Annotated in this window: 20 protein-coding genes and 2 pseudogenes; 7 read left to right on the top strand and 15 right to left on the bottom strand. The window is 38.7% G+C overall.

Annotation, left to right across the window (positions count from 1 at the left end):
- Positions 1-82 precede the first annotated feature (82 nt).
- Entirely contained in the window at positions 83-5857 is a 5775-nt protein-coding gene (locus CYAN7822_RS30065) for an AAA family ATPase (RefSeq protein WP_013334723.1), read from the top strand.
- On the opposite strand, the gene CYAN7822_RS36330 is transcribed toward CYAN7822_RS30065, so the two are convergent.
- Together CYAN7822_RS36330 and CYAN7822_RS40400 are read right to left on the bottom strand one after the other, a co-directional pair.
- Complete coding sequence (locus CYAN7822_RS36330) at positions 5784-6008, bottom strand: AAA-like domain-containing protein (protein WP_071881452.1); 225 nt, start codon at positions 6006-6008, stop codon at positions 5784-5786. The genes CYAN7822_RS30065 and CYAN7822_RS36330 overlap by 74 nt on opposite strands.
- 90 nt (positions 6009-6098) lie before the next feature.
- Positions 6099-6534, bottom strand: a pseudogene (locus tag CYAN7822_RS40400) (hypothetical protein).
- 76 nt (positions 6535-6610) lie between these two features.
- On the opposite strand from CYAN7822_RS40400, the pseudogene CYAN7822_RS39820 reads away from it, so the two are divergent.
- Together CYAN7822_RS39820 and CYAN7822_RS30050 are read left to right on the top strand one after the other, a co-directional pair.
- Positions 6611-7450, top strand: a pseudogene (locus CYAN7822_RS39820) (transposase).
- A 166-nt stretch (positions 7451-7616) separates the two neighbouring features.
- Positions 7617-8009, top strand: a complete 393-nt coding sequence (locus CYAN7822_RS30050) for a hypothetical protein (RefSeq protein WP_013334722.1) — start codon at positions 7617-7619, stop codon at positions 8007-8009.
- A 33-nt stretch (positions 8010-8042) separates the two neighbouring features.
- Here the strand turns inward: CYAN7822_RS30050 and CYAN7822_RS30045 are convergent, their stop codons facing one another.
- Both CYAN7822_RS30045 and CYAN7822_RS30040 read right to left on the bottom strand, forming a co-directional pair.
- Entirely contained in the window at positions 8043-8327 is a 285-nt protein-coding gene (locus CYAN7822_RS30045; protein ID WP_013334721.1) for a hypothetical protein, read from the bottom strand.
- A 52-nt stretch (positions 8328-8379) separates the two neighbouring features.
- Positions 8380-8583, bottom strand: a complete 204-nt coding sequence (locus CYAN7822_RS30040; protein ID WP_013334720.1) for a helix-turn-helix transcriptional regulator — start codon at positions 8581-8583, stop codon at positions 8380-8382.
- A gap of 124 nt (positions 8584-8707) precedes the next feature.
- On the opposite strand from CYAN7822_RS30040, the gene CYAN7822_RS30035 reads away from it, so the two are divergent.
- From CYAN7822_RS30035 to CYAN7822_RS30025, 3 genes are read left to right on the top strand one after another with little or no spacing between them, the layout of a single operon-like run.
- Positions 8708-9049 (top strand): hypothetical protein, encoded by a 342-nt coding sequence (locus CYAN7822_RS30035; protein ID WP_013334719.1) that lies wholly within the window; start codon positions 8708-8710, stop codon positions 9047-9049.
- A 2-nt stretch (positions 9050-9051) separates the two neighbouring features.
- On the top strand, positions 9052-9279 hold the full coding sequence (locus CYAN7822_RS30030; protein WP_013334718.1) for a hypothetical protein: 228 nt from the start codon (positions 9052-9054) through the stop codon (positions 9277-9279).
- A gap of 42 nt (positions 9280-9321) precedes the next feature.
- On the top strand, positions 9322-10464 hold the full coding sequence (locus tag CYAN7822_RS30025; RefSeq protein ID WP_013334717.1) for an RNA-guided endonuclease InsQ/TnpB family protein: 1143 nt from the start codon (positions 9322-9324) through the stop codon (positions 10462-10464).
- 26 nt (positions 10465-10490) lie between these two features.
- On the opposite strand, the gene CYAN7822_RS38175 is transcribed toward CYAN7822_RS30025, so the two are convergent.
- From CYAN7822_RS38175 to CYAN7822_RS29975, 11 genes are all read right to left on the bottom strand, one after another.
- Positions 10491-10757, bottom strand: coding sequence for a hypothetical protein (locus tag CYAN7822_RS38175; RefSeq protein WP_157871990.1), 267 nt, complete (start codon positions 10755-10757; stop codon positions 10491-10493).
- Between the two features lie 125 nt (positions 10758-10882).
- Positions 10883-11509 carry a hypothetical protein gene (locus CYAN7822_RS30015; RefSeq protein WP_013334715.1) on the bottom strand — a complete coding sequence of 209 codons (627 nt, stop codon included), beginning with the start codon at positions 11507-11509 and terminating at the stop codon, positions 10883-10885.
- Positions 11510-11742: 233 nt separating this feature from the next.
- Positions 11743-12255 (bottom strand): hypothetical protein, encoded by a 513-nt coding sequence (locus CYAN7822_RS30005; protein WP_041934087.1) that lies wholly within the window; start codon positions 12253-12255, stop codon positions 11743-11745.
- A gap of 51 nt (positions 12256-12306) precedes the next feature.
- Positions 12307-12543, bottom strand: coding sequence for a hypothetical protein (locus tag CYAN7822_RS30000; RefSeq protein ID WP_041934086.1), 237 nt, complete (start codon positions 12541-12543; stop codon positions 12307-12309).
- A complete protein-coding gene (locus tag CYAN7822_RS39815; RefSeq protein ID WP_245602819.1) occupies positions 12543-13199 on the bottom strand; it encodes a Mu transposase C-terminal domain-containing protein in 657 nt (218 codons plus the stop codon). Before CYAN7822_RS39815 ends, CYAN7822_RS30000 begins: the two co-directional genes overlap by 1 nt.
- 25 nt (positions 13200-13224) lie before the next feature.
- Positions 13225-15258, bottom strand: a complete 2034-nt coding sequence (locus tag CYAN7822_RS29995; protein WP_245602818.1) for a TnsA endonuclease N-terminal domain-containing protein — start codon at positions 15256-15258, stop codon at positions 13225-13227.
- A 425-nt stretch (positions 15259-15683) separates the two neighbouring features.
- Positions 15684-16091, bottom strand: a complete 408-nt coding sequence (locus tag CYAN7822_RS29990; protein ID WP_013334714.1) for a J domain-containing protein — start codon at positions 16089-16091, stop codon at positions 15684-15686.
- Between the two features lie 69 nt (positions 16092-16160).
- On the bottom strand, positions 16161-16670 hold the full coding sequence (locus CYAN7822_RS29985; protein WP_013334713.1) for a hypothetical protein: 510 nt from the start codon (positions 16668-16670) through the stop codon (positions 16161-16163).
- 59 nt (positions 16671-16729) lie between these two features.
- Positions 16730-16897 (bottom strand): hypothetical protein, encoded by a 168-nt coding sequence (locus tag CYAN7822_RS38170; protein WP_013334712.1) that lies wholly within the window; start codon positions 16895-16897, stop codon positions 16730-16732.
- Between the two features lie 247 nt (positions 16898-17144).
- The gene (locus tag CYAN7822_RS29980; RefSeq protein WP_041934109.1) at positions 17145-17435 is read right to left on the bottom strand and encodes a hypothetical protein; all 291 of its coding nucleotides are present in this window, start codon (positions 17433-17435) and stop codon (positions 17145-17147) included.
- 96 nt (positions 17436-17531) lie between these two features.
- On the bottom strand, positions 17532-18644 hold the full coding sequence (locus CYAN7822_RS29975) for an IS630 family transposase (protein WP_013334711.1): 1113 nt from the start codon (positions 18642-18644) through the stop codon (positions 17532-17534).
- A gap of 29 nt (positions 18645-18673) precedes the next feature.
- On the opposite strand from CYAN7822_RS29975, the gene CYAN7822_RS29970 reads away from it, so the two are divergent.
- Complete coding sequence (locus CYAN7822_RS29970) at positions 18674-19015, top strand: hypothetical protein (RefSeq protein WP_013334710.1); 342 nt, start codon at positions 18674-18676, stop codon at positions 19013-19015.
- The last annotated feature ends 85 nt before the right edge of the window (positions 19016-19100 follow it).

The following is a 19100-nucleotide window of genomic DNA, read 5'->3' as shown; positions in this document are numbered from 1 at the left end:
AAAATTCTATACAATATTTTTAGGGATAAACGTTACCAGTTCTACGAAATGACCTAAATTTACTAAAAAAATTTCAATAATGATGACTTTTACTGATTACCAACTTATCAATAAAATTTATGAAAGCTCTAACTCCTTAGTTTATCGAGCTATTCTCAATCCGAATAGCCAACCCGTGATCTTAAAAATTCTTAAAGAAGATTATCCCACTCCTACAGAATTGACGAGATATAAACAAGAATATGAAATTACTCGTTCCTTAAGCATTGAGGGAGTAATTAAAGCTTACAATCTCCAGAAATATAAAAATACCTTGGCTATGTTTTTAGAGGATTTTGGGGGGCAGTCTTTAGATATATTAATCAAGTCGAAGCATTTTTCCCTCTCAGAGTTTTTGACTATAGCCATTAAAATTTGTCAGATTTTAGCAGAAATTCACAGTGCTAATATTATTCATAAAGATATCAATCCATCTAATATAGTTATCAATTCTGAAACCGGTCAGCTAAAAATCATTGATTTTGGAATTTCTACAGCCTTTACTCGGGAAAAGTTTACCATCAAAAATCCTCATGTTCTTGAAGGAACCTTAGCCTATATATCCCCTGAGCAAACTGGCAGGATGAACCGTTTCCTTGACTACAGAACGGATTTTTATGCTCTTGGTGTAACATTTTATCAATTGCTGACGGGTCAACTTCCTTTTGAAACAAACGATGCTTTAGAATTAGTCCATTGTCATATCGCTAGACAACCAGTTTCTCCCGCTCAAATAAAACCAAAGCTCCCTAAACCCGTTTCAGATATTGTGATGAAGCTTTTGTCCAAAACAGCAGAGGAACGGTATCAAAGTGCTTGGGGAATCAGAGCAGATTTAGAAGAATGCCTGGCTCAACTACAAACTCAAGCTAATATCTCAAAATTTCCCCTCGCTCGTCAAGATATTGCTGATAAGTTGCAAATTAGCCAAAAACTATATGGTAGAGAACAGGAAATTAAAACCTTACTAGCGGCATTTGAGCGAGTTGCCACAGGAGAAAAAGAAAACCAAGAAATCTCTCTATCTTTAAAGCAAAATCAGAAATCAAAAATTGAACTGATGCTAGTTGCTGGCTATTCGGGGATCGGTAAATCTGTACTTATTAAAGAACTTTATAAGCCCATCACTCAGCAACAAGGTTATTTTATCTCAGGGAAATTCGATCAGTTTCAGCGCAATATTCCCTATTCGGCTATAGTTCAAGCATTCCGCGCTCTGATACAGCAATTATTAACAGAAAGTGAAACCGATATAGCACAGTGGAAAGAAAAACTATTAGCCGCTTTCGGAGTAAATGGCCAAGTTATTATTGATGTTATTCCTGAATTAGTAGAGATAGTCGGGCCTCAACCTCCTTTACAACAGCTAGAACCAGCCGAGGCACAAAATCGTTTTAATTTGGTATTTCAAAAATTTGTTGATGTTTTTTGTCAAAAAGAACATCCTTTAGTCGTATTTTTAGACGATCTCCAGTGGGCAGACTCAGCAAGTTTAAAACTAATTGAGTTGATGGTGACTGGCAAACAGATAGGATATCTGCTAGTAATTGGAGCTTATCGAGATAATGAAGTTAATCTGAATCATCCTTTAATCTTAACAGTAGAGCGGCTTCGGAAGAAGGGGGCAATTATCAACCAAATTATTTTAACTCCTCTGAAATTTGAATCTCTCACTCAATTAATTGCTGATACCCTTCATCACGAAAGAGAGACGGTCAAACCTTTAGCAGAACGGGTAAACAGTAAAACTTCTGGGAATCCTTTTTTTGTCAACGAATTTCTTAAAACAATCTACCAAGAAAAACTCCTCGTCTTCGAGCAGAAACAGAAAATTTGGCAATGGGATATAGCTCATATTAAAACTTTAGGCATTACGGACAATGTAGTAGAGTTGATGCTGGCTAAAATGAGGAAATTAGCCCCTGCTACTCAGCAAGTTTTGCGCTTGTCAGCTTGTATTGGAAATAGTTTTGATTTGGATACTCTTTCAATTATTTATGAAAAAACTACGACAGAATCTTTCTCTGACCTCTTACCTGCTATTCAAGAAGGATTAATACAACCCACCTCAGCACTTGAGATGAGTTCAGACGAAGTACTCGATTCATCATTAGTTGTTAAGAATTATAAATTTCTTCATGACCGAGTTCAACAGGCTGCCTATTCATTGATTGATAATGTTCAAAAAAAAGAAGTTCATCTTAGAATTGGTAGATTATTACTACAGAGGATTAGTGAAGAAAATTTAGAAAATAAAATTTTTACGCTAGTGGATCACTTTAATAAAGGTCGAGAATTGCTCTCTGAAACTACTGAAAAATTTGACCTAGCTCAATTGAACTTAAAAGCGGGTAAAAGAGCAAAAGAAGCAACGGCTTATGCAGCGGCCAGGGATTACTTCCAAATTGCTAGAGAAGAATTTTCTGAAACCATCTGGTCTGATCATTATGATATTTCTTTAGACATTCATAAAGAATTGGCGGAGCTTGAGTATCTAAATGGAAATTTTGAGAGTTCTAAATTATTAATTGATGAATCTATAAGAAAAGCCAAATCAGTCATTGACAGCACAATTTTTTACTATTTATTAATCGTACAATATACCTTATTGGGAAAATATTCAGAAGCCATTGAAATAGGAAAAAATGCTTTAAAACTTTTAGGAATCGATTTGCCAGAAAAAGACTTTAAAACTGTACTTAAAGCAGAAATTAATGAAGTTGAAAAAAGCTTAGAAGGAAGAGAAATTAGCTCGCTATACGACAATCGAGAGATGGAAATACCTGAAAAACGAGAAGCTTTAAAATTGTTAACAAAAATGGCATCGACGGCTTGGATCGTAAATCCAGAACTGATGTATATTATGGCAGTCAAACAGGTTAACCTTAATATTAAGTACGGCCACACTCCACTATCTGCTATCGGCTACAGCTTTTTTACAGTGATTCACAGTCATATATTACATCAATATCAAAGAGGCTATGAATTTGGAGTTTTAAGCGTGAGACTAGCAGAACATTTTAAGGACTTATCTATTAAAGTGTATGTTAATCAATTATATGCTAATATGTCATTACCTTGGGTAAAACATATCAAAATATGTCAAAATATTAACGAAAATATCTTTGAAATAGGTTTACAATCAGGAGAATTACAAAATCTGGGGTATGCCAAGTGTTATAACTTTTTTAATTTAATTTATCAGGGAATAAATTTAAGTTTTCTTTTCAAAGAATTAAACCGAGTATTAGAATATGTTTTAGAAACTCAAAATCAAATTTGTATTGATTGCGCCTGGGGCTTTAAGCTGACCCTTTCCAACCTTTTAGGCTTGACACAAACAAAATGGGATTTTAATATTAAAGATTTAAAAGAATCACAGTATTTGCAAAATAGCCAAAAGGGAGCAATTTGTTGGTTTTATATATTTAAAAACCAAGCCCTTTATTTATACGAACAACCGGCTGAATTAAGCTATTTTGAGCAAGTTGAAGAGCTAGTTAATTATCTTCCCGGTACTCTCTCTGTAGCGATGAATAATTTTTATTACTCCATGACTTTAGCTGAATTATATCCTCAAGCTTCGGAAAAAGAGAAAAAGAAATATTGGGAAAAGTTAAAAGCTAATCAAAAGTGGATGCAAATTTGGTCGGATAATTGCCCTGATAATTTTCTTCATCAATACCTTTTAATAGCCGCAGAAATGGCACGAATTTCCGGTCAATGGCAAGAAGCAATGGACTTATACGACAGGGCTATTGAAGCAGCCAGAGAATATGAATATATCCAAAATGAAGCATTAGCCAACGAACTCGCGGCTAAATTTTGGTTGGCTAAAAATAAAGAAGAATTTGCCCAACTTTATCTTAAAAAAGCACACCAGTGCTATCAGATTTGGGGAGCAAAACGTAAAGTTGAGCAATTAGAGGAAAAATATCCTCAGTGGCTTACTTCAAGCTCATCTAAATTTAAAAGCTTTTCAGTAAATACTTTAACAACAACTTCTAGAAACTCAACTGAAGTGCTAGATTTAGCCACAGTTATGAAAGTATCCCAGGCTATTTCTAGTGAGATAGCCTTAGATAAGTTATTAAAAAAATTAATGAAAACTTTGATTGAGAATGCAGGCGCTCAAAAAGGTTTTTTGATTCTTCAGAAAGAAAGTAAATGGGCTATCGAAGCAATGGGAGCAGTAGATTCAGATCATTTTGCCATATTACAATCGATTCCTGTAAACTTTTTAGATTCTACGACTCAAACTCCCATTCTCTCAACTGCCGTCATCAACTATGTCATCCACACTAAAGAAAATGTACTTTTAAATGACGCTGTCAATGAGGAACGATTTCCCCGTGACTCCTATATTGTTGCCGTTCATCCCAAATCAATTCTTTGCATTCCCTTATTGAATCAAGGGAAACTAAACGGCATTTTATATTTAGAAAATAATCTTACAACCGGAGTATTTACGGCAGATCGTGTCCAATTTTTAAATATACTTTCTGCTCAAGCCGCTATTTCTATTGACAACTCAAGGCTTTACCACACCCTAGAAGAAAGAGTAGAAGAACGCACCAAAGAACTCTCCCAAACTTTAGAAGTTCTTAAAGCTACCCAAGCTGAACTCCTCTTTGAAAACGAGCTACTTAGAAATACCGAACAAACCTCCTCTTTTGACTACCAAGTTGGAGGAAGTTTACCGATGGATGCTCCCACTTATGTAGTTCGTTCCGCAGACCGTTATTTGTACAAAGCGTTAAAGCGTGGGGAATTTTGCTATGTCCTTAATCCCCGACAGATGGGCAAATCAAGCCTCATGGTACGTATGATCAACCACCTCCAGCACGAGGGGATTTATTGTGCCGCGATCGATCTGACCCGCATTGGGAGTGAAAACGTTACTTGCGATCAGTGGTATAAAGGAGTGGCTTTCGAGCTAGGGCGACGTTTTAATTTGCTTAAAAAAGTTAATTTAAAAACTTGGTGGAAAGAGCGAGAGGATTTTTCTTCTATTCAGAAGTTAAATCAATTTATTGAAGAAATTTTGCTAGAGGAAGTTGGCGTAGAAAAGGATGTTTCCTCAAAACAAATCGTTATTTTTATTGATGAAATTGATAGCATTTTAAATTTGAATTTTTCAGTAAACGACTTTTTTGCCCTGATTCGCTCCTGTTATAACCAACGTAGTCTCAATCAAGAGTATCAGCGTTTAACGTGGGCTTTCTTTGGTGTCGCCACACCCTCAGATTTAATGACTAACATCCAGAAAACTCCTTTTAACATTGGTCAAGCTATTCAACTCGAAGGCTTTAAAGAGCATGAAGCTCAACCTTTGCTGCAAGGATTGGTTCAGAAAGTAAATAACCCACAAACGGTACTTAAAGAAGTTTTAGCTTGGACGAACGGACAGCCTTTTCTTACCCAAAAGCTTTGTAAGTTTATCTGTAGTTCTTCTTCGCTTATACCCGCTAATGGTGAAGCCGAGTGGCTTGAAAATTTGGTGCGAACGAATATAATAGAGAACTGGGAATCAACCGATGAGCCAGAGCATTTAAAAACAATACGCGATCGCCTTCTCAACAGTCAACGATCTACTGAGTTACTCAAACTTTACAAGCAAATTCTGCATCACGGAGAAATTATTGCTCTTAACAGCCCAGAGGAAAAAGAGTTGCTTTTATCAGGATTAGTCGTTAAACAAGAAGGCTTTTTAAGAGTTAATAATCGTATTTATGAATTAATTTTTAATCCGAGTTGGATTGAGCAATACCTTCAAAATTTTGAAAATACAGCCGATATAACTCACAGCTTGGACTAGCTTTATTACCCAACAGCTTAATCAATCCTAGACTGCTTAACTTGTACGTTAAAGTAGGCTCCAGTTGAGCAGGATTTGGCGTACTTATAATATTAGTCAGTGCTGTTGCTAATTCTGGTTGTTGTTTTAATGTTATCCTAAGTCGTTGCAAATGATTAATTGGACTTTGGACAAAAGGAAAAACAAGTTAGCGTAATAATTACGCTAATTAAAAGAGAGTAGTTGAGAAGCTTGAAAAAAATCAATCATCTTTTAATTCTTCTGTATAATAGGAAGAGTCAGTTTCTACTTCTCCTCCGAAATAAATATCGCGCGTAGCTTTCACAGAAGAGAATTAATAACCCTTTCTAACTCATCAATAAGATCTCTTCTAGTTAGTTTTTCTACCGCATCAATATGAGCCTCACTTCCGGCTTTACCTAAATATACATCTGAGCGTTTTTTTTTGGTTATCAGTGGCTCGTGTAAATATAGGTTCGGCGGCTTGTAATTTATAATACCAATAAATTTTCTGATGAAAGGGTAACTTGATAACGAATGAGATGGCAATCAGGTGGTGCGACTTCTCCTTCTTTTTCAATTTTCTTGATTTTGCGTTTGAGTTGACTAATGACGGTTTTAAGTTGTTTGGCTCGTCAAGAAGCAGATTGGCTAGTTTTTAGGTTTTGGATAGACATAATTTTCTCAAAAAACTGAGTAAAACTCTGCTCTTATATTAGCGTAAAATTTACGCTAATTAATCAGGTGTTTTTAATGACTTTTTATGACCGAAAAACGAGTCAAGCCATTCAAAAGTTTAAGAAGTGGAGAGAACAATTAACTAGCTCTCTATCTCGCCGACGCGAAGCCATAATTGACTTAATAGATGCTCTCTCTTCTAATCAATACGCTATTTCAGTAGCTGAACTCTCACTCAATCCTTTATTTCAAAGAGATTATAACAGTTTATATAAAGCCATAGCTGAGTTTTCGCATAGTTCTAGTGAGACAAGTGACTCTCAACAAGTCAATCCAGTATTTCAAGCGGTTTCTGAGACGATTCCGACGACGAATTCTCGTCCTTTTAACTTATTTGGAATTGACGCAACTCCTTATCCACAACCTTATTCAAGCACGTAGCTGATTGTGAGTATAGTCAACGAGGTTTTATTGGTGAGCAAGTCCAACAAAAAAATGTAGTTATTATTACACGAGTACGAAGTAATCGAGTTTTTTATCGTCCCTTTGTTGATGAAAATCCTGACACAAAAAGTAAACAAAAATTATTGATGAATTCCTATTTTACCCCTGACGTTGATCATGAGGAAAATTGGGTTAAGTTAACCTTACTTGCCTACGTTAATTTATGGGCTGCTCGGAAATTAGCTTTCGTGTTACCTCGTCCGAATCGAACAATATTTGAAGCAAGATAAATCCGTGAAAATCACGCCCAGTCTCGTTCAAAGAGACTTTCCTCGAATTATTCAGACGATTGGACTTTCTGCAAAATCTCCCAAACACCGAGGTTTTTCTGCGGGACGGATTAAAGGTGAGAAGAAAGTAAAAAGAACTCGTCACCAAGTTATCAAGAAAACTCAAAAAAGTTCTACCTAAAAGCCAAAAGCTTCCTGATTCAGCTTTGTCTAACCTGATTTCTCAGTTATTTAGACAACTGAGATAGAGGAACTTAGTCTCTTTTTACTTAGCGTAAATCTTACGCTAATATATTTCCTTTTGTCCAAAGTCCAAAACTCTAAGATTAAGGATTTAAGGTAATGAAATGGAAAAACATCTGTGGCGGGGCTTGTTTGCCCTATTCATCTTTTTTGTTCTGCGGGGACTGGCTCAATCTCCTTCAACTCCTACGACTGAAACTTTTAACGAAAGTGAAACCGTCTCTCAAGCGGCTCAATCCACACCCGTTCAAACAGTTGTGAGTCAGGGTTGCAATTTGGCCAATTACCAAAGTCTTCAAACGGGAATGTCTTACTCTAATGCGGCGGCTATTTTGGGACCAGGAACTGAAATGTCTAGAGCCGAAGATCCGAGCAATCCATCAACATTAACAATTATGTATCAGTGGCAAAATTGTCAGGGGAATATGGGCGCGAATATGAATGCCATGTTTCAAGGTGATCGCTTGATCATGAAGGCGCAATATGGGTTAAAGTGATTTTCTGGAACCGTTAGCCGAAAGCTTACCCGTTTAGGGTATTCTTCCACCTCGAAGAACCCACCCGAAAATACTGCCGAAAGTTCCAGTTAAAACAATTAACGCAATCTGTCTCCAGTTTTTTAACTCTCCGACTTTTTCTGCTAACTCTGGAATCTTGTTGACGCTGGCCTGCATAGTGTCTAGCCGACCCTCGATCGCTTTCAATCGCTCGTCGCTTCTAGCGATGTAAATATCTAATTTTTTGTCTAACTGCTCGAATTTGGTGTTGATTAGCTCTTTTAAGTCTTTTAGTTCGCTGTTGGTGTCAGTAGTCATAGCCGCTCCTTTGTTAGATGTTTAAGGATATGCAAAAATTGAGGATTAATCATTATTCCGCTAAATCTTCTAAAGAGCATTGAAAAAGTTGACATAGTTTTAACCACTGAGTCGAAGACAATCGAGGCTTACGCTGCCCCGTTTCCCAATTGCTTACCGTTTGATCTGTGACTCCAAGCTCGTTAGCAACTTGTCTTTGGGTTAATCCCGCTTTTTCTCTAAGTTTTAACATTTTTTTTGCAAATTCATCATTCATACTATAACACACTTTTTACAAAATTTGTTGACTTTATACAAACATCGTTATAGTATTAAAGCATGAAGAAAGCGATTACGTTTATTGTGATCGCTTTCCTCAAAACAAATTCTTTCTTAAAACCATGTTAACAACAGACAATCATTTAGTCATTAATACAAATGACTCAACTTTTGACGAATTCGACGTAATCGCCCTCGAAAACGCCATCGAAGTCGCTTATAACGCAGAAAATACGCCGTTCTGTGACTATGAAATCGACGCAGAGCTTGAGTTTGGCACATACCTTTACTGTATTTGGTGGGGTCGTACCCGTCTAGGTTGTTTCTATCGTTCTCCCATGACTGATGAGTGGGTGGCAAGGCCCTTCTACAAGAACGGTGAGTTCATGTACGAACCTAATGAACAGCGTTTTATCTCCCACAAAGACGCAGAGGCTCATATTATTCGCTGTTGGGAGGGTTAATCATGGATTATCCATTTACTCAACATGATGACGAACTCGCCTTAGTGTTGTCGCTTGTCAAAACGCTCAACAAAGCACTGCACTATGATGTTCTTCAGTCTTCAGGTGCGACTGAGGCTTATCTCGAAACCGTTCAAGAGATTGAATTGCGGCTTAATCACGCCATTGAGTCAATCAAGCGCTCTAAACGGACTCATTGGCCGTCCCAACAATCTCAAGAAAATAATTAATTAACTTTTTATCCCCTGGCACTGCCAGGGAGCAAACCCACCATGTTGATCGCCCTTAAAACCCAACTCAAAGTCAATAAAACTCAAAGACAATTACTCGCCCGTCACGCAGGTGCGGCACGTTTTGCCTGGAATTGGGGATTAGGATTAACCAGGCAAATATTAGACCACAATCGGCTAAATCCAGAGGATAAAATCAAATTTCCTGGTAAATATGATTTAGATAAATGGTTCGTCGCCTTAGTTAAGCCTGACAATCTTTGGCTATACGAAATTAGTTCTATATGCGTCGGAAGTGCTTTGTCTCATTTAAGAGACGCTTGGGGAAGATGCTTCAACAAAATCTCTAAACCTCCTAGATTTAAAAAGAAGGGCAGAAATGATTCTTTCACTTTGCGCCAGTCAATTTATGTTGAGCATTTTCGGATCAAAGTCCCTAAAATCGGCTGGTTAAAAACCTATGAAAGACTGCCCCAAGGAGCTAACCCTAAATCCGTTACTATCTCCCGCAAAGCTGACCGATGGTTCATTAGTTTCAACATCGAAGTTGAGCCAAAAATTACCCCTAAAACATCCAAAATAGTAGGTGTGGATTTAGGAATCTCGGCTCTTGCTACTCTGTCAACTGGGCAAAAATTTGATAACCCTAGACCTTACCAAAAACACCAGAAAAAATTGTCTAGAATGCAGTGGCTAAACCGCCGCAAGAAAATCGGCTCTATTCAGTGGAAAAGGGCACAGTTGAAGATAGCGAGACTTCATTTAAAGATAGGCAACATTAGAAAAGATACCTTACACAAGGCTACTAGCTACCTAAGCAAGAACCACGCGGCAGTAGTGATAGAAGACCTAAATGTAAAAGGGATGTTGGCTAATCGTAAACTGTCCAAAGCTATAGCTGATTCAGGGTTTTACGAGTTTCGGCGGCAACTTCAGTACAAATGTGAGTTATACGGCTCACAATTAGTAGTAGTTGATCGCTTTTTCCCCAGTTCTAAAACTTGCTCTCATTGTGGCGAAATCAAAGAAGATTTAACCTTAAAAGACCGTTGGTTTACCTGCCCGGACTGCGGCTTTTTCTTTGACCGAGATTGGAACGCGGCAATTAATTTGATGAAGGCGGGAGGATCTCTCGTGTCAGCCCCTGGAGTGGTGAGTGCCGACACCACCACGTTGAAAGGCTAGGAACGGCGTAAGCCTATGATCACCGCTCAATCTTGAGCAATTTTTTCTATTAGATGCCAGTCTTGAGCTACAAGAGCGGCGAATTTCGGATGAATTTTTTCATCTTGTACTAAACCGATTAATATCCTTGCCGTATCAGGCGATATATTCGGCTTCTGGTCAAACTCTCCAGGATATGGCAAAAACTTTATTAAATCGGTCTTTTGGTTAGACCAACTATTAATTAAATCAGTCGCTAGTTTAGCCACAGGAGCGGCAGCGATATTCGCCCTCAGACGCTCCCGCTTATTCAAATCGTGATAAACCTCCAAAATCAACCAGGGTGATTGCTTCTCGAAATTTCCTCTTTTAAACTCTTCAAGATTTGAACTTGAATTAATTTCTAGATAAATCTTGTTCCAATTAATAGGCGACTGACTTAAGTATTTTCTGAGTTGTTTAACGTATTGCCCCAATTCTTTTTTTGAGTTTTTATAGCCCCCCTTTCGGCTTGTAAAAAATCATGGGTGGCATCAATTAGCCGCTTAGGAATCTGATTGAAAAGTTCATCATTCAAATCCCAGCCAGCACTTGATAAATCTGCCGGATTTTCCAGCAGCCTATATATTAAACATATCCGTACTTCATGGAGCTTTAGCTCATTTTGGGAGTTTAATACACTCCCTACAGTCTTTAGAGCTTCTCGGCTTTTTTCACCCACCAAAGACACCAACCCATACGGATTACTGGTGGCTAATTCCAGAATTTGCTCAAGGGGAAGTTGTGTTTCTGCCGAGATAGCGGTTATTACCTCCAGCCCGTCAAGCTGGCTGCTTAGGCGAGAGCGACTCACCTGCTCCAGAGCTTCAAATTCAGCCTGAGTAATGTACCCGAGCTTGAGTAGAGCAAATTGGCCTGTCTCCTCCTCGCCCACTATTTCGTAAGTCGGCTTAGGCGGCTTTTTATAGAAGGGCAACTGTGATTTGTCTGTCAACGCGCCTTCTTTTGCCGGGGGAGATACTGAGGATTTCTTGCGGGAGTTTGATTGTGTACTGCTGGCGGTCATAAGGGTTTTCTACTTTTTGAATGGAATCTAGGTTTTTATCAAAAAGCCCCATTTCGGCTGTGATATAGCCATCGATAATAGAGCAATTTGAGACTTTCACCATAAAAAGGCCAAATTGGTCTTTTTATAGTTAACAAAATTAGGGGTACTATCAATGTACTAGCTTACTCCTTCTGACTGAGGAGCGCTCTTCTCCTGCTTGTTTCTCGGTTCTGGGGCGAAGTGATACAGGTTCACGCTTTTTCGGGTTCGGAACCAACATGGTCGCGTTTGGGTTTACGCGCTCCCACTCTTCGCTTTGTCTTTTTCTGTGTTGATGTGGCATCAATTGTATCAAGGTCTTCTACTTTTACGCTCTCTTCTCCTCTAGTTTCATTATTACAAGGAGGAGGGATAATTTCATCGTTTTTGACTGAGGTCGCTTTTTTTCTTCCTTTTTTAACAGTTGGTGCTGATGAAGCAACTGTTGTATTACCCTTATCAACTGAAGATGTAGAAGAAGCAGTTGGAGTACGTTTGCGACTTTTCTTTTGAGTTGACGAAGAATTAGTTTGAGGAGCATCGGGAGAAGTTGTTAAAGTCGTTTCCGGAGAAGGAATTTTTGATGTGCTGTCGGGTAGAGAAGATTGTTCGTTATTCTTTATGTTTCTCAAAGCTCCTTCCATTTTTAATAATCTTGATAAATGTTCTTGGCGACTTGCCGAATAAGTTAATTTTTGTTCTCCTTCTACTGCATCTATAGCCATTCGCTCACCCTATCGCCAAAGTAAGAGCATTCTCTTGTATACGCTGTAGTCTTAAGGTATCTTCACCTTCATGAAAATTAGCCTTGCTCCAAGACGATTAATCATTGTCGTTTTTCCCACGCCGCTAGGTCCGTACACTAATACATGAGCAAAGCCGGCTGGCTCGACAATAGCACGCATCAAAGCTTGATCAATTTTGTTTAAATGAGGATGTAATACCGCATATTCCTTAAATTGACTGAGCTTTTGGCGTGCTAAACTATTACTAACCAATAGTTCCTCATCCATTAGCGATACTCCTCAAATATAGGCAAAGAAGAAAGCTCAACTTTTGGGGGAATTGATTGGGTTTTTACCTCGGAGAAAGTAATTGGTGAATCGTATGATGATAATGGGAAAATTTGGGTTGATGTTAGCCTAACAGAGGATTTTGTTGTAGGCTCAAGAGCGAGCGCGTTAAGAACATTTTTCCCTTCAAGATCTCGCAAACGTTGTAGTAGCAAAGCTTCATGTTTTTGCACACTATGCAGAAAATCGGCTAGACGAAGCGCAGAAATAACAATTTTTCTATTGGTGAGTTTTGCCTGTTGCTTCATTTCTTGTGCCGCTAAAACAAGTTCTTTTTCAGTTCGCCCTTCAAAAATGCTGTAGTATTGAGAAATGCACTTGACCCAACGTCCTTGGACATAAGCATAAGCGACACTAACATCAAAGGGGTCATAACGGACTGGCACAGAAGTTCCTTCAATTTCCGGGTTACGAAAAGCCTCACTCCAATAGTAGAGATAATGCAGTTTAATTCCGCGACCGGCTTGAATTTTAGCTGTGGATTTAGAGGTCGTGGGATAAGTAGCTAAGATAAAGTTTTCATCATAGGCAATATGTCGATGTTCTCGCTCTCCTGTTAAGATTAACCCCTGTTCATAAGCAATTCGGGGTGTCACACAAAGAGCCGGATGCTCAGTTGTGTCATAAAGCTCGCCCCTCCCACTGTTGGAGATAAGTGTACAAATCACTTAAAGTCCAAACCGCTTGTTGTTTTGGATTAATATCTTTGGTGAGGGTTCGAGGCTGTTTGGATGCTTGAGTGTTTCCTAATAGATTATAGACAAACTGAGTATTCGTTGTATCAAACAGTCGCTCGATAACGCTTCCAAAGCGAGGTTGATGAGCGGGACGAGTTTTTTTTAGGCAGTGATACCTTGCCAGTAAGCTATCAAAATAAACACTGTGGAATTCTTTGCCCCCATCGACGACTAATGACTCAGGAAAGCGCCCTGTTCGCCCTACACAAATACGTAAAACCATCATACAGGAACGATAAGATGGAGAGTCAAAGGTTAGATAAATGGCTAGAATGCGACGACTGTAAGCGTCAGTCAGCAGAGTCAACCAAGGTCGCCCTAACAGTCTGCCTGTAGTAGAAGAACGTAATTCAATATCTAGCTGAGTATGGTCCAGATGAGCTACACTCAGTGGCCGGTCTCCGTGGCGTGGGGTAGAAGCATTTAGTTCCCAATACCAAGGACTTACCTGATAAGCTACTTTAGCCCCGTATCGCTTTCTTAGATGTTCGGGAGATCCGCGCTCTTTTATTCGTTTGTAGAATGTGGTGCGACTAAGGGCAGTAATTTGAGCCGTCGAACAAGCTCTCTGGTAAGCTCGATACACTGATGCCGCAGGAGCTTGTCGAGAAGTTTCAAAATGTTGTGCGATAAAACTATCGAGTAATGAAAGTGCTTGATTATTGGCTTTGGGTAAGCGATTTCCTCGTTTTTTTGTTAAAGGTAATAAACCTACGTATCCGCAACCTAACTCAACATCAGCTTCACGAAATTTTTTAACCCACTTTCTTACTGTCCTTTCTGAGAAATTTTTTTCAAAATTCTTATTTCGCTCCAAATAGGCTTGAACAGCCAAATTACGATGGTTAGCTATTTCTAAATCTTTAGCCGAGGCTTGACTTATTAATTCCCGAATTTTTTGTTGATTATTTTCTGATAAATTAGGATAACGTTTAGTTATCGAACCCGACAGCAATAAGTTCTGGAAGATTTCATTATTTAGTTTTACTGGCTGTCCATTTTCAGGTAACAAAGTTGTTGTGGTCTGCCCTTGATTAATTAATGTCCAAAACTTTCCATCCCAGTCTAGCTGAGTATTAGCGGATAATAACATCGACGATATGGGTAAGAGAGAATTTGAGGCGAGACGGGATGAAATTACGGTTTCATGGCTCGTTTTATCGGAATATAACCTTACTTCAGCACCATTAACTAAAGGGATGGCTGATAAATCTACATAAATTTGTTCAAGAGCTATCATTTTATACAAATCATTAGCTCGAACCTCTTCTAAATTTGACAGAATTTGAGTAAGCGTGATTCCTTGATTATCTTGAATAATTGTTTTAACTTGTGTTTGAATTTCTCGAGAAACCGAAACCGTAAATTTTAAATAATCTTCTAAAAATATTAAATTTTGGATATAAATCGGATTGAGGCTGGCATCAGAACGAACATAATATTTAAGACCTAGTAAAGATGCGAATTCTTCCCCTGGAGGACATCGCCAAACCCCAAGCTCCGTTTTTTGATAACGGGTAGGATATTTTTCACTTAAATTAATTAATTGTTTTTCGGTTTTCCACTCTTCCCAAGCCGCGTGACTTGAGCGCAGCACGAAAAAATCCGGCGTGTGATAGTGTCCAATTGTTCGCCCTGCCGCATTTTGATATTTAATTTTAAACCCCTCTGGTTGGTCATAAAACTCCAGAACATCTTTATCGTGTTCCATCTGGTAAATAGCCCACAATTCCACTTTTGCACTCTCAAAGGAGACCGTATGCCCCATTTTACGACTTGGGTACACCCCGCTCACATTGCCGGCTCGACCCTGTACACGACGCGACGGAGGAGACGAGCGAATTGATTTAATCAATTCCACGGTTGGCGAGGGCAGTTTTAACTTCTGACACCAGTCAGTAAATTGTTGGTCATTCATTGACTTTCTTTGACTCCTCGAAGTGCCTTAGAGTTGTTCCAACATTTTTAAACCTTTTAATCTTTCTCTGCGTCAGTGTTTAAGCTTATTACTTACTCTTAATTGTAAATCATATCTTTGCCAAAATCAACCATATCTGACTCTTGAAAGGGGCTGTTTTTAGAAAACTTTTTAGGAGCGCGAACGGAGCAAGAACTTCGGGCACGGTTATGGTTGACATTTGGGAGTTAGAGTAATTATAGCCGAGGTAAGTCAACTTGAGCAGTGGCGCAAACCCTTGTAACCTCGTTCTAACCTGGCAAAGTTATGGTTAACAAATTTGGCCTTTTTATGGTGAAAGTCTCAATGATCTAAAATTCCTTTAAGTCAATTTTGCTTGGGGGCAACAGCCCCCGTTATTTTGAGAATGTGGATAAATTAAGCTATTAGGCGTATTTGGTGAGGAGATGTTGATAAATTTCGTAGATTTTGCGGAAGCTATCTGGATTCCCACCTTGGTCTGGGTGATGCTGTTTTGCCAAGGCAAAATAAGCTTTTTTAATGGTTTGGCGGTTGGCATTGCTCGACTGTAAGCCGAAAACTTGCAGATATTGTCGAGGAGTGCAGGTGTTGAGGTTGATTGGTTTTGGTTTTGTGGCGGACTGTTTTGTATGCTTTTGTTGCTTCTGCTCGGGAATGTAAGAGGTTTTGTATTGTTTCCGGCATCGTTTATATTCCGCTAGGAGTGCAGCTTTTGTGGAGTTGAGGCGGATTTTAGTGTGCCCATAGTTTCTGGCGGATTTAAGGCGGATTTGTAATTCCCTATAGGTTAATAAGCTGTAGATTTCTTCCATAATTATTGTTGAGTTTATGTTGATCTCAGGGGTTGGATTTGCCAACCCCGTTTTTGGTTTATTCGATTGTTAGTCCTCTTTTTCTTCCCACAGTCTGCTTATTTCTTCGTCGCTGATTGGGTTGTAGGGTTTGCCTGGGTATTCGTTTAAGGTTAATTCGTCGTCTTCGGAGTCGTAGTAGTAGCCCAACTGCGTCTGAGAAAGCCACCAGCAGGTGAACTCATCCTCTTGTTTTTCAATTTGCTCTGTGGTCAGTCCAAACCAATCGGAACTGTAACCCATTGCCTGATGCCATGCCTCGTAAGTCACGTCGGCAGGCGCTCCCCAATCTTCACTCGCTTCGTCGTAAGTTACCAACTTGATAGGAACTTCGTGTCCGTTGACAGTTGCGTAGAGTACGGGAATATCAATGGTGTGCCCGTTGATGGTGACGGTTTCTGGTGTGGCGATAGGGTGAGAAGGGGTAGCAGGTTCCTTGACGATTTTTTCGGGCTGTCTCAAGATTTGTTCAAGAGCTTGGCGACTTTCGCGGATGTGGTTGGTGAGTTCGATTATGTCAGAGATTACGGAAAGTATCATTTTTGTCTGTGTAGAGTTTATGTTGAGTGAGGAAGGGGGTAGTCAACCCCCTTTGCGTTTTATTCTTCGTTAGAACTTAATAAATTTTCTAGCCAGCCGAGGTCGCCGTCGTCATCGACTGTGGGGTCTTCGTAAGAAGTTTCCTCTTCAAAAAGATCATTGAAAAATCCTTCTTTTTCTTCGTTGGTTAAGTCTGCGATTGTGTAGAGATTTAAATCAGCGTTCATTGTTTTTGTCCTGTAGTGTAAGTTGACTGAAGTGGAATTGTGTAGCGTATCTTTTTTGAAGTGCAGTTGTGCTTTGTGAATGCGGCATCAGCAGTGTAGCCCGACCTCTTGAGTCGTCCGTTTGTTCCCTTTCTCCTACCGCCTTCACCCTTTGTTTGCCCCCTGTTGAGCGAGTGCCGCTTGTGTTACTCAGGTTGGGGTTTTTTGTCCCCCATGAATATATATTTGCACAAGGGGTAACCTTTTGTCAAGTATTTTCTGAATCTTTTTTTATGCCTAGACGAGTTTCTAGCCGAGCCTTCTTTTGTGCAATATCTTGACGGCTTTTTCCCCCTAATTCCTGCCCAATTTGCGCTAAAGACTTCATATCTCGGTAATAGCCAACGATTATGGCTTTGTCTTCTTCATCTAACAGGGCCAGTGCATCAGATGGAATAGCGGCAAAAATTTGAGGGCGATCACCCCGTTTGTAGCCCCGTTCTTTTCGGTGGCGTTCCCTCATGTAATCAGTGTGTTGTTTTGGGTTTTTGAAAGGCATGGGTTAACTTTTTGTAAAGTATATTTTCATCTTAGTGAGCCGAAGGGAATCTTAAGTATAGTTTTTTGGATGATGAAATGTTAAGCTGCTACGCAGCTAAATTGCATAAACAGAATTTCCTTTATTTTTAATTTTGCGTCTCCATTTAATAATAAGTTCTCCTTGATTTAATAATTTATCTAATAAAAATTTCAATTGTTCAACTGACTCAAATAATTTATTAGCAATATATTCTTTTGCAGAATGCCACACTAATTCCATTAAATTATAATCTGGACTATAAGGAGGCAAAAATTCTAGCCTTATATTTGGCATTTGTTTTTCGATTTGAGCTAAAATTTCTTTTTTTTTATGAAAAGAAGCGTTATCAAGAATGACAATTATCTTTGGACCTAATTGAACAAATTTATCAGCTTGATTTCCTTCTATAACCCATTCGCTTAATACAAATTCGTTTAAACTAACCATCTGTTCGTAAAAAGTTATAGCATTTCCTTTCTCAATAAAATAAGCTAATCTTTTTTTATCTGTATATCGCAATCCTCCCATTACATTAACCCTTCCTCTTCTTCTTTGTCCTGCTACTTTTCTTCTTGTCCCTTTTTTAGACCATTGTTTTCGTCTAATCACTCGTAAACTAAAGCCCGCTTCATCCCAAAACCATATTTGACATGAATTTGGCTTGAAAATGCTTATTTTTATATACTCTTGTAATTTTTCTTTAAATGCTTCTCTTAACACAGGATTTTGCTTATCTTCTAAGCTATATTTAGCCCAAAGGTAAACGTACTTTTTTTTCTGTAAAATCCTCCTTACTTGTGAGCCGCTTAAACAAATTCCCGTTTCTTTTTCTAAATAGCTTGCTAATCTTGCTGCTGTCCAACGTCCAAATTCATAACCCAACTCTTCGGGATTTTTTTCAATTACAGCTAAAAGTAAATTAATATATTCGTCAGTCACTTTTTTAAAATTTCCTTGATTTCTTTTATCAATAAAACTTTCTAAGTTATCTGGATCACCATGAATAGCCCAATAAGCTACTGTTCGATAAGCTATTCCTAAAAATTGACTAATCTCATGGTAAGTTTTGCCATCATCCATTAATAATATTATCAATACTCGTTCTCTCACATGAGGACATTGGCTTTCTCGTAAAGTTTTTTGTAATTTTTCTTTTTGCTCCAAAGATAAAAAACTTTTCGCTGGCACTTCCGACTCCTCCAAACTCGTTTGCTATTATGTTACTATCTCTATTTTATGCACATAAGCTGCATAGCAGCTTAAGAATTTCTTTGCTAGGATTGGTTGCCGTGATTTGTGCATCTCCTCCCGCTTGGAGTTTGATGGCTTCTGAAAATGGATTAAGCTGGTTAAAAGCATCGCCGATGGAACGCTTAACCTTAACTGAGACAATAACGAAAAGAGCTATGCAGCAAGGTTATTTTAAGGGTGAAAGCTTGAATGGGATTAAAGGATATTTTTACCTCTGCATAGACAAAGTTTACAAAGAGCCGAGTGCCCGATCTCAAACGATCGCTAGGGTGGCTGTTAGTTGTACTTTGCTATTTGGAACGCAATGAATGTTAACTAAATAAATATGAGATCACTCTAAAGCTTGGCTTTATAAATACGGTGCGGAGCCGAGGGGATTGTTAAGGAAGATTT

This window comes from Gloeothece verrucosa PCC 7822, from assembly GCF_000147335.1.
GTDB classification, from domain to species: Bacteria; Cyanobacteriota; Cyanobacteriia; order Cyanobacteriales; family Microcystaceae; genus Gloeothece; species Gloeothece verrucosa.
Note: the sequence above shows the minus strand (reverse complement) of the source record. Positions and strands in the feature narration are given on the sequence as shown.

Bases quoted from the DNA above. Each gene is read 5' to 3' on its own strand.
- CYAN7822_RS30065 (WP_013334723.1), top strand. From the start codon at position 83: ATGACTTTTACTGATTACCAACTTATCAATAAAATTTATGAAAGCTCT.
- CYAN7822_RS30050 (WP_013334722.1), top strand. From the start codon at position 7,617: ATGGAAAAACATCTGTGGCGGGGCTTGTTTGCCCTATTCATCTTTTTT.
- CYAN7822_RS30045 (WP_013334721.1), bottom strand. From the start codon at position 8,327: ATGACTACTGACACCAACAGCGAACTAAAAGACTTAAAAGAGCTAATC.
- CYAN7822_RS30040 (WP_013334720.1), bottom strand. From the start codon at position 8,583: ATGAATGATGAATTTGCAAAAAAAATGTTAAAACTTAGAGAAAAAGCG.
- CYAN7822_RS30035 (WP_013334719.1), top strand. From the start codon at position 8,708: ATGTTAACAACAGACAATCATTTAGTCATTAATACAAATGACTCAACT.
- CYAN7822_RS30030 (WP_013334718.1), top strand. From the start codon at position 9,052: ATGGATTATCCATTTACTCAACATGATGACGAACTCGCCTTAGTGTTG.
- CYAN7822_RS30025 (WP_013334717.1), top strand. From the start codon at position 9,322: ATGTTGATCGCCCTTAAAACCCAACTCAAAGTCAATAAAACTCAAAGA.
- CYAN7822_RS30015 (WP_013334715.1), bottom strand. From the start codon at position 11,509: ATGACCGCCAGCAGTACACAATCAAACTCCCGCAAGAAATCCTCAGTA.
- CYAN7822_RS30005 (WP_041934087.1), bottom strand. From the start codon at position 12,255: ATGGCTATAGATGCAGTAGAAGGAGAACAAAAATTAACTTATTCGGCA.
- CYAN7822_RS30000 (WP_041934086.1), bottom strand. From the start codon at position 12,543: ATGGATGAGGAACTATTGGTTAGTAATAGTTTAGCACGCCAAAAGCTC.
- CYAN7822_RS29995 (WP_245602818.1), bottom strand. From the start codon at position 15,258: ATGAATGACCAACAATTTACTGACTGGTGTCAGAAGTTAAAACTGCCC.
- CYAN7822_RS29990 (WP_013334714.1), bottom strand. From the start codon at position 16,091: ATGGAAGAAATCTACAGCTTATTAACCTATAGGGAATTACAAATCCGC.
- CYAN7822_RS29985 (WP_013334713.1), bottom strand. From the start codon at position 16,670: ATGATACTTTCCGTAATCTCTGACATAATCGAACTCACCAACCACATC.
- CYAN7822_RS38170 (WP_013334712.1), bottom strand. From the start codon at position 16,897: ATGAACGCTGATTTAAATCTCTACACAATCGCAGACTTAACCAACGAA.
- CYAN7822_RS29980 (WP_041934109.1), bottom strand. From the start codon at position 17,435: ATGCCTTTCAAAAACCCAAAACAACACACTGATTACATGAGGGAACGC.
- CYAN7822_RS29970 (WP_013334710.1), top strand. From the start codon at position 18,674: ATGTTACTATCTCTATTTTATGCACATAAGCTGCATAGCAGCTTAAGA.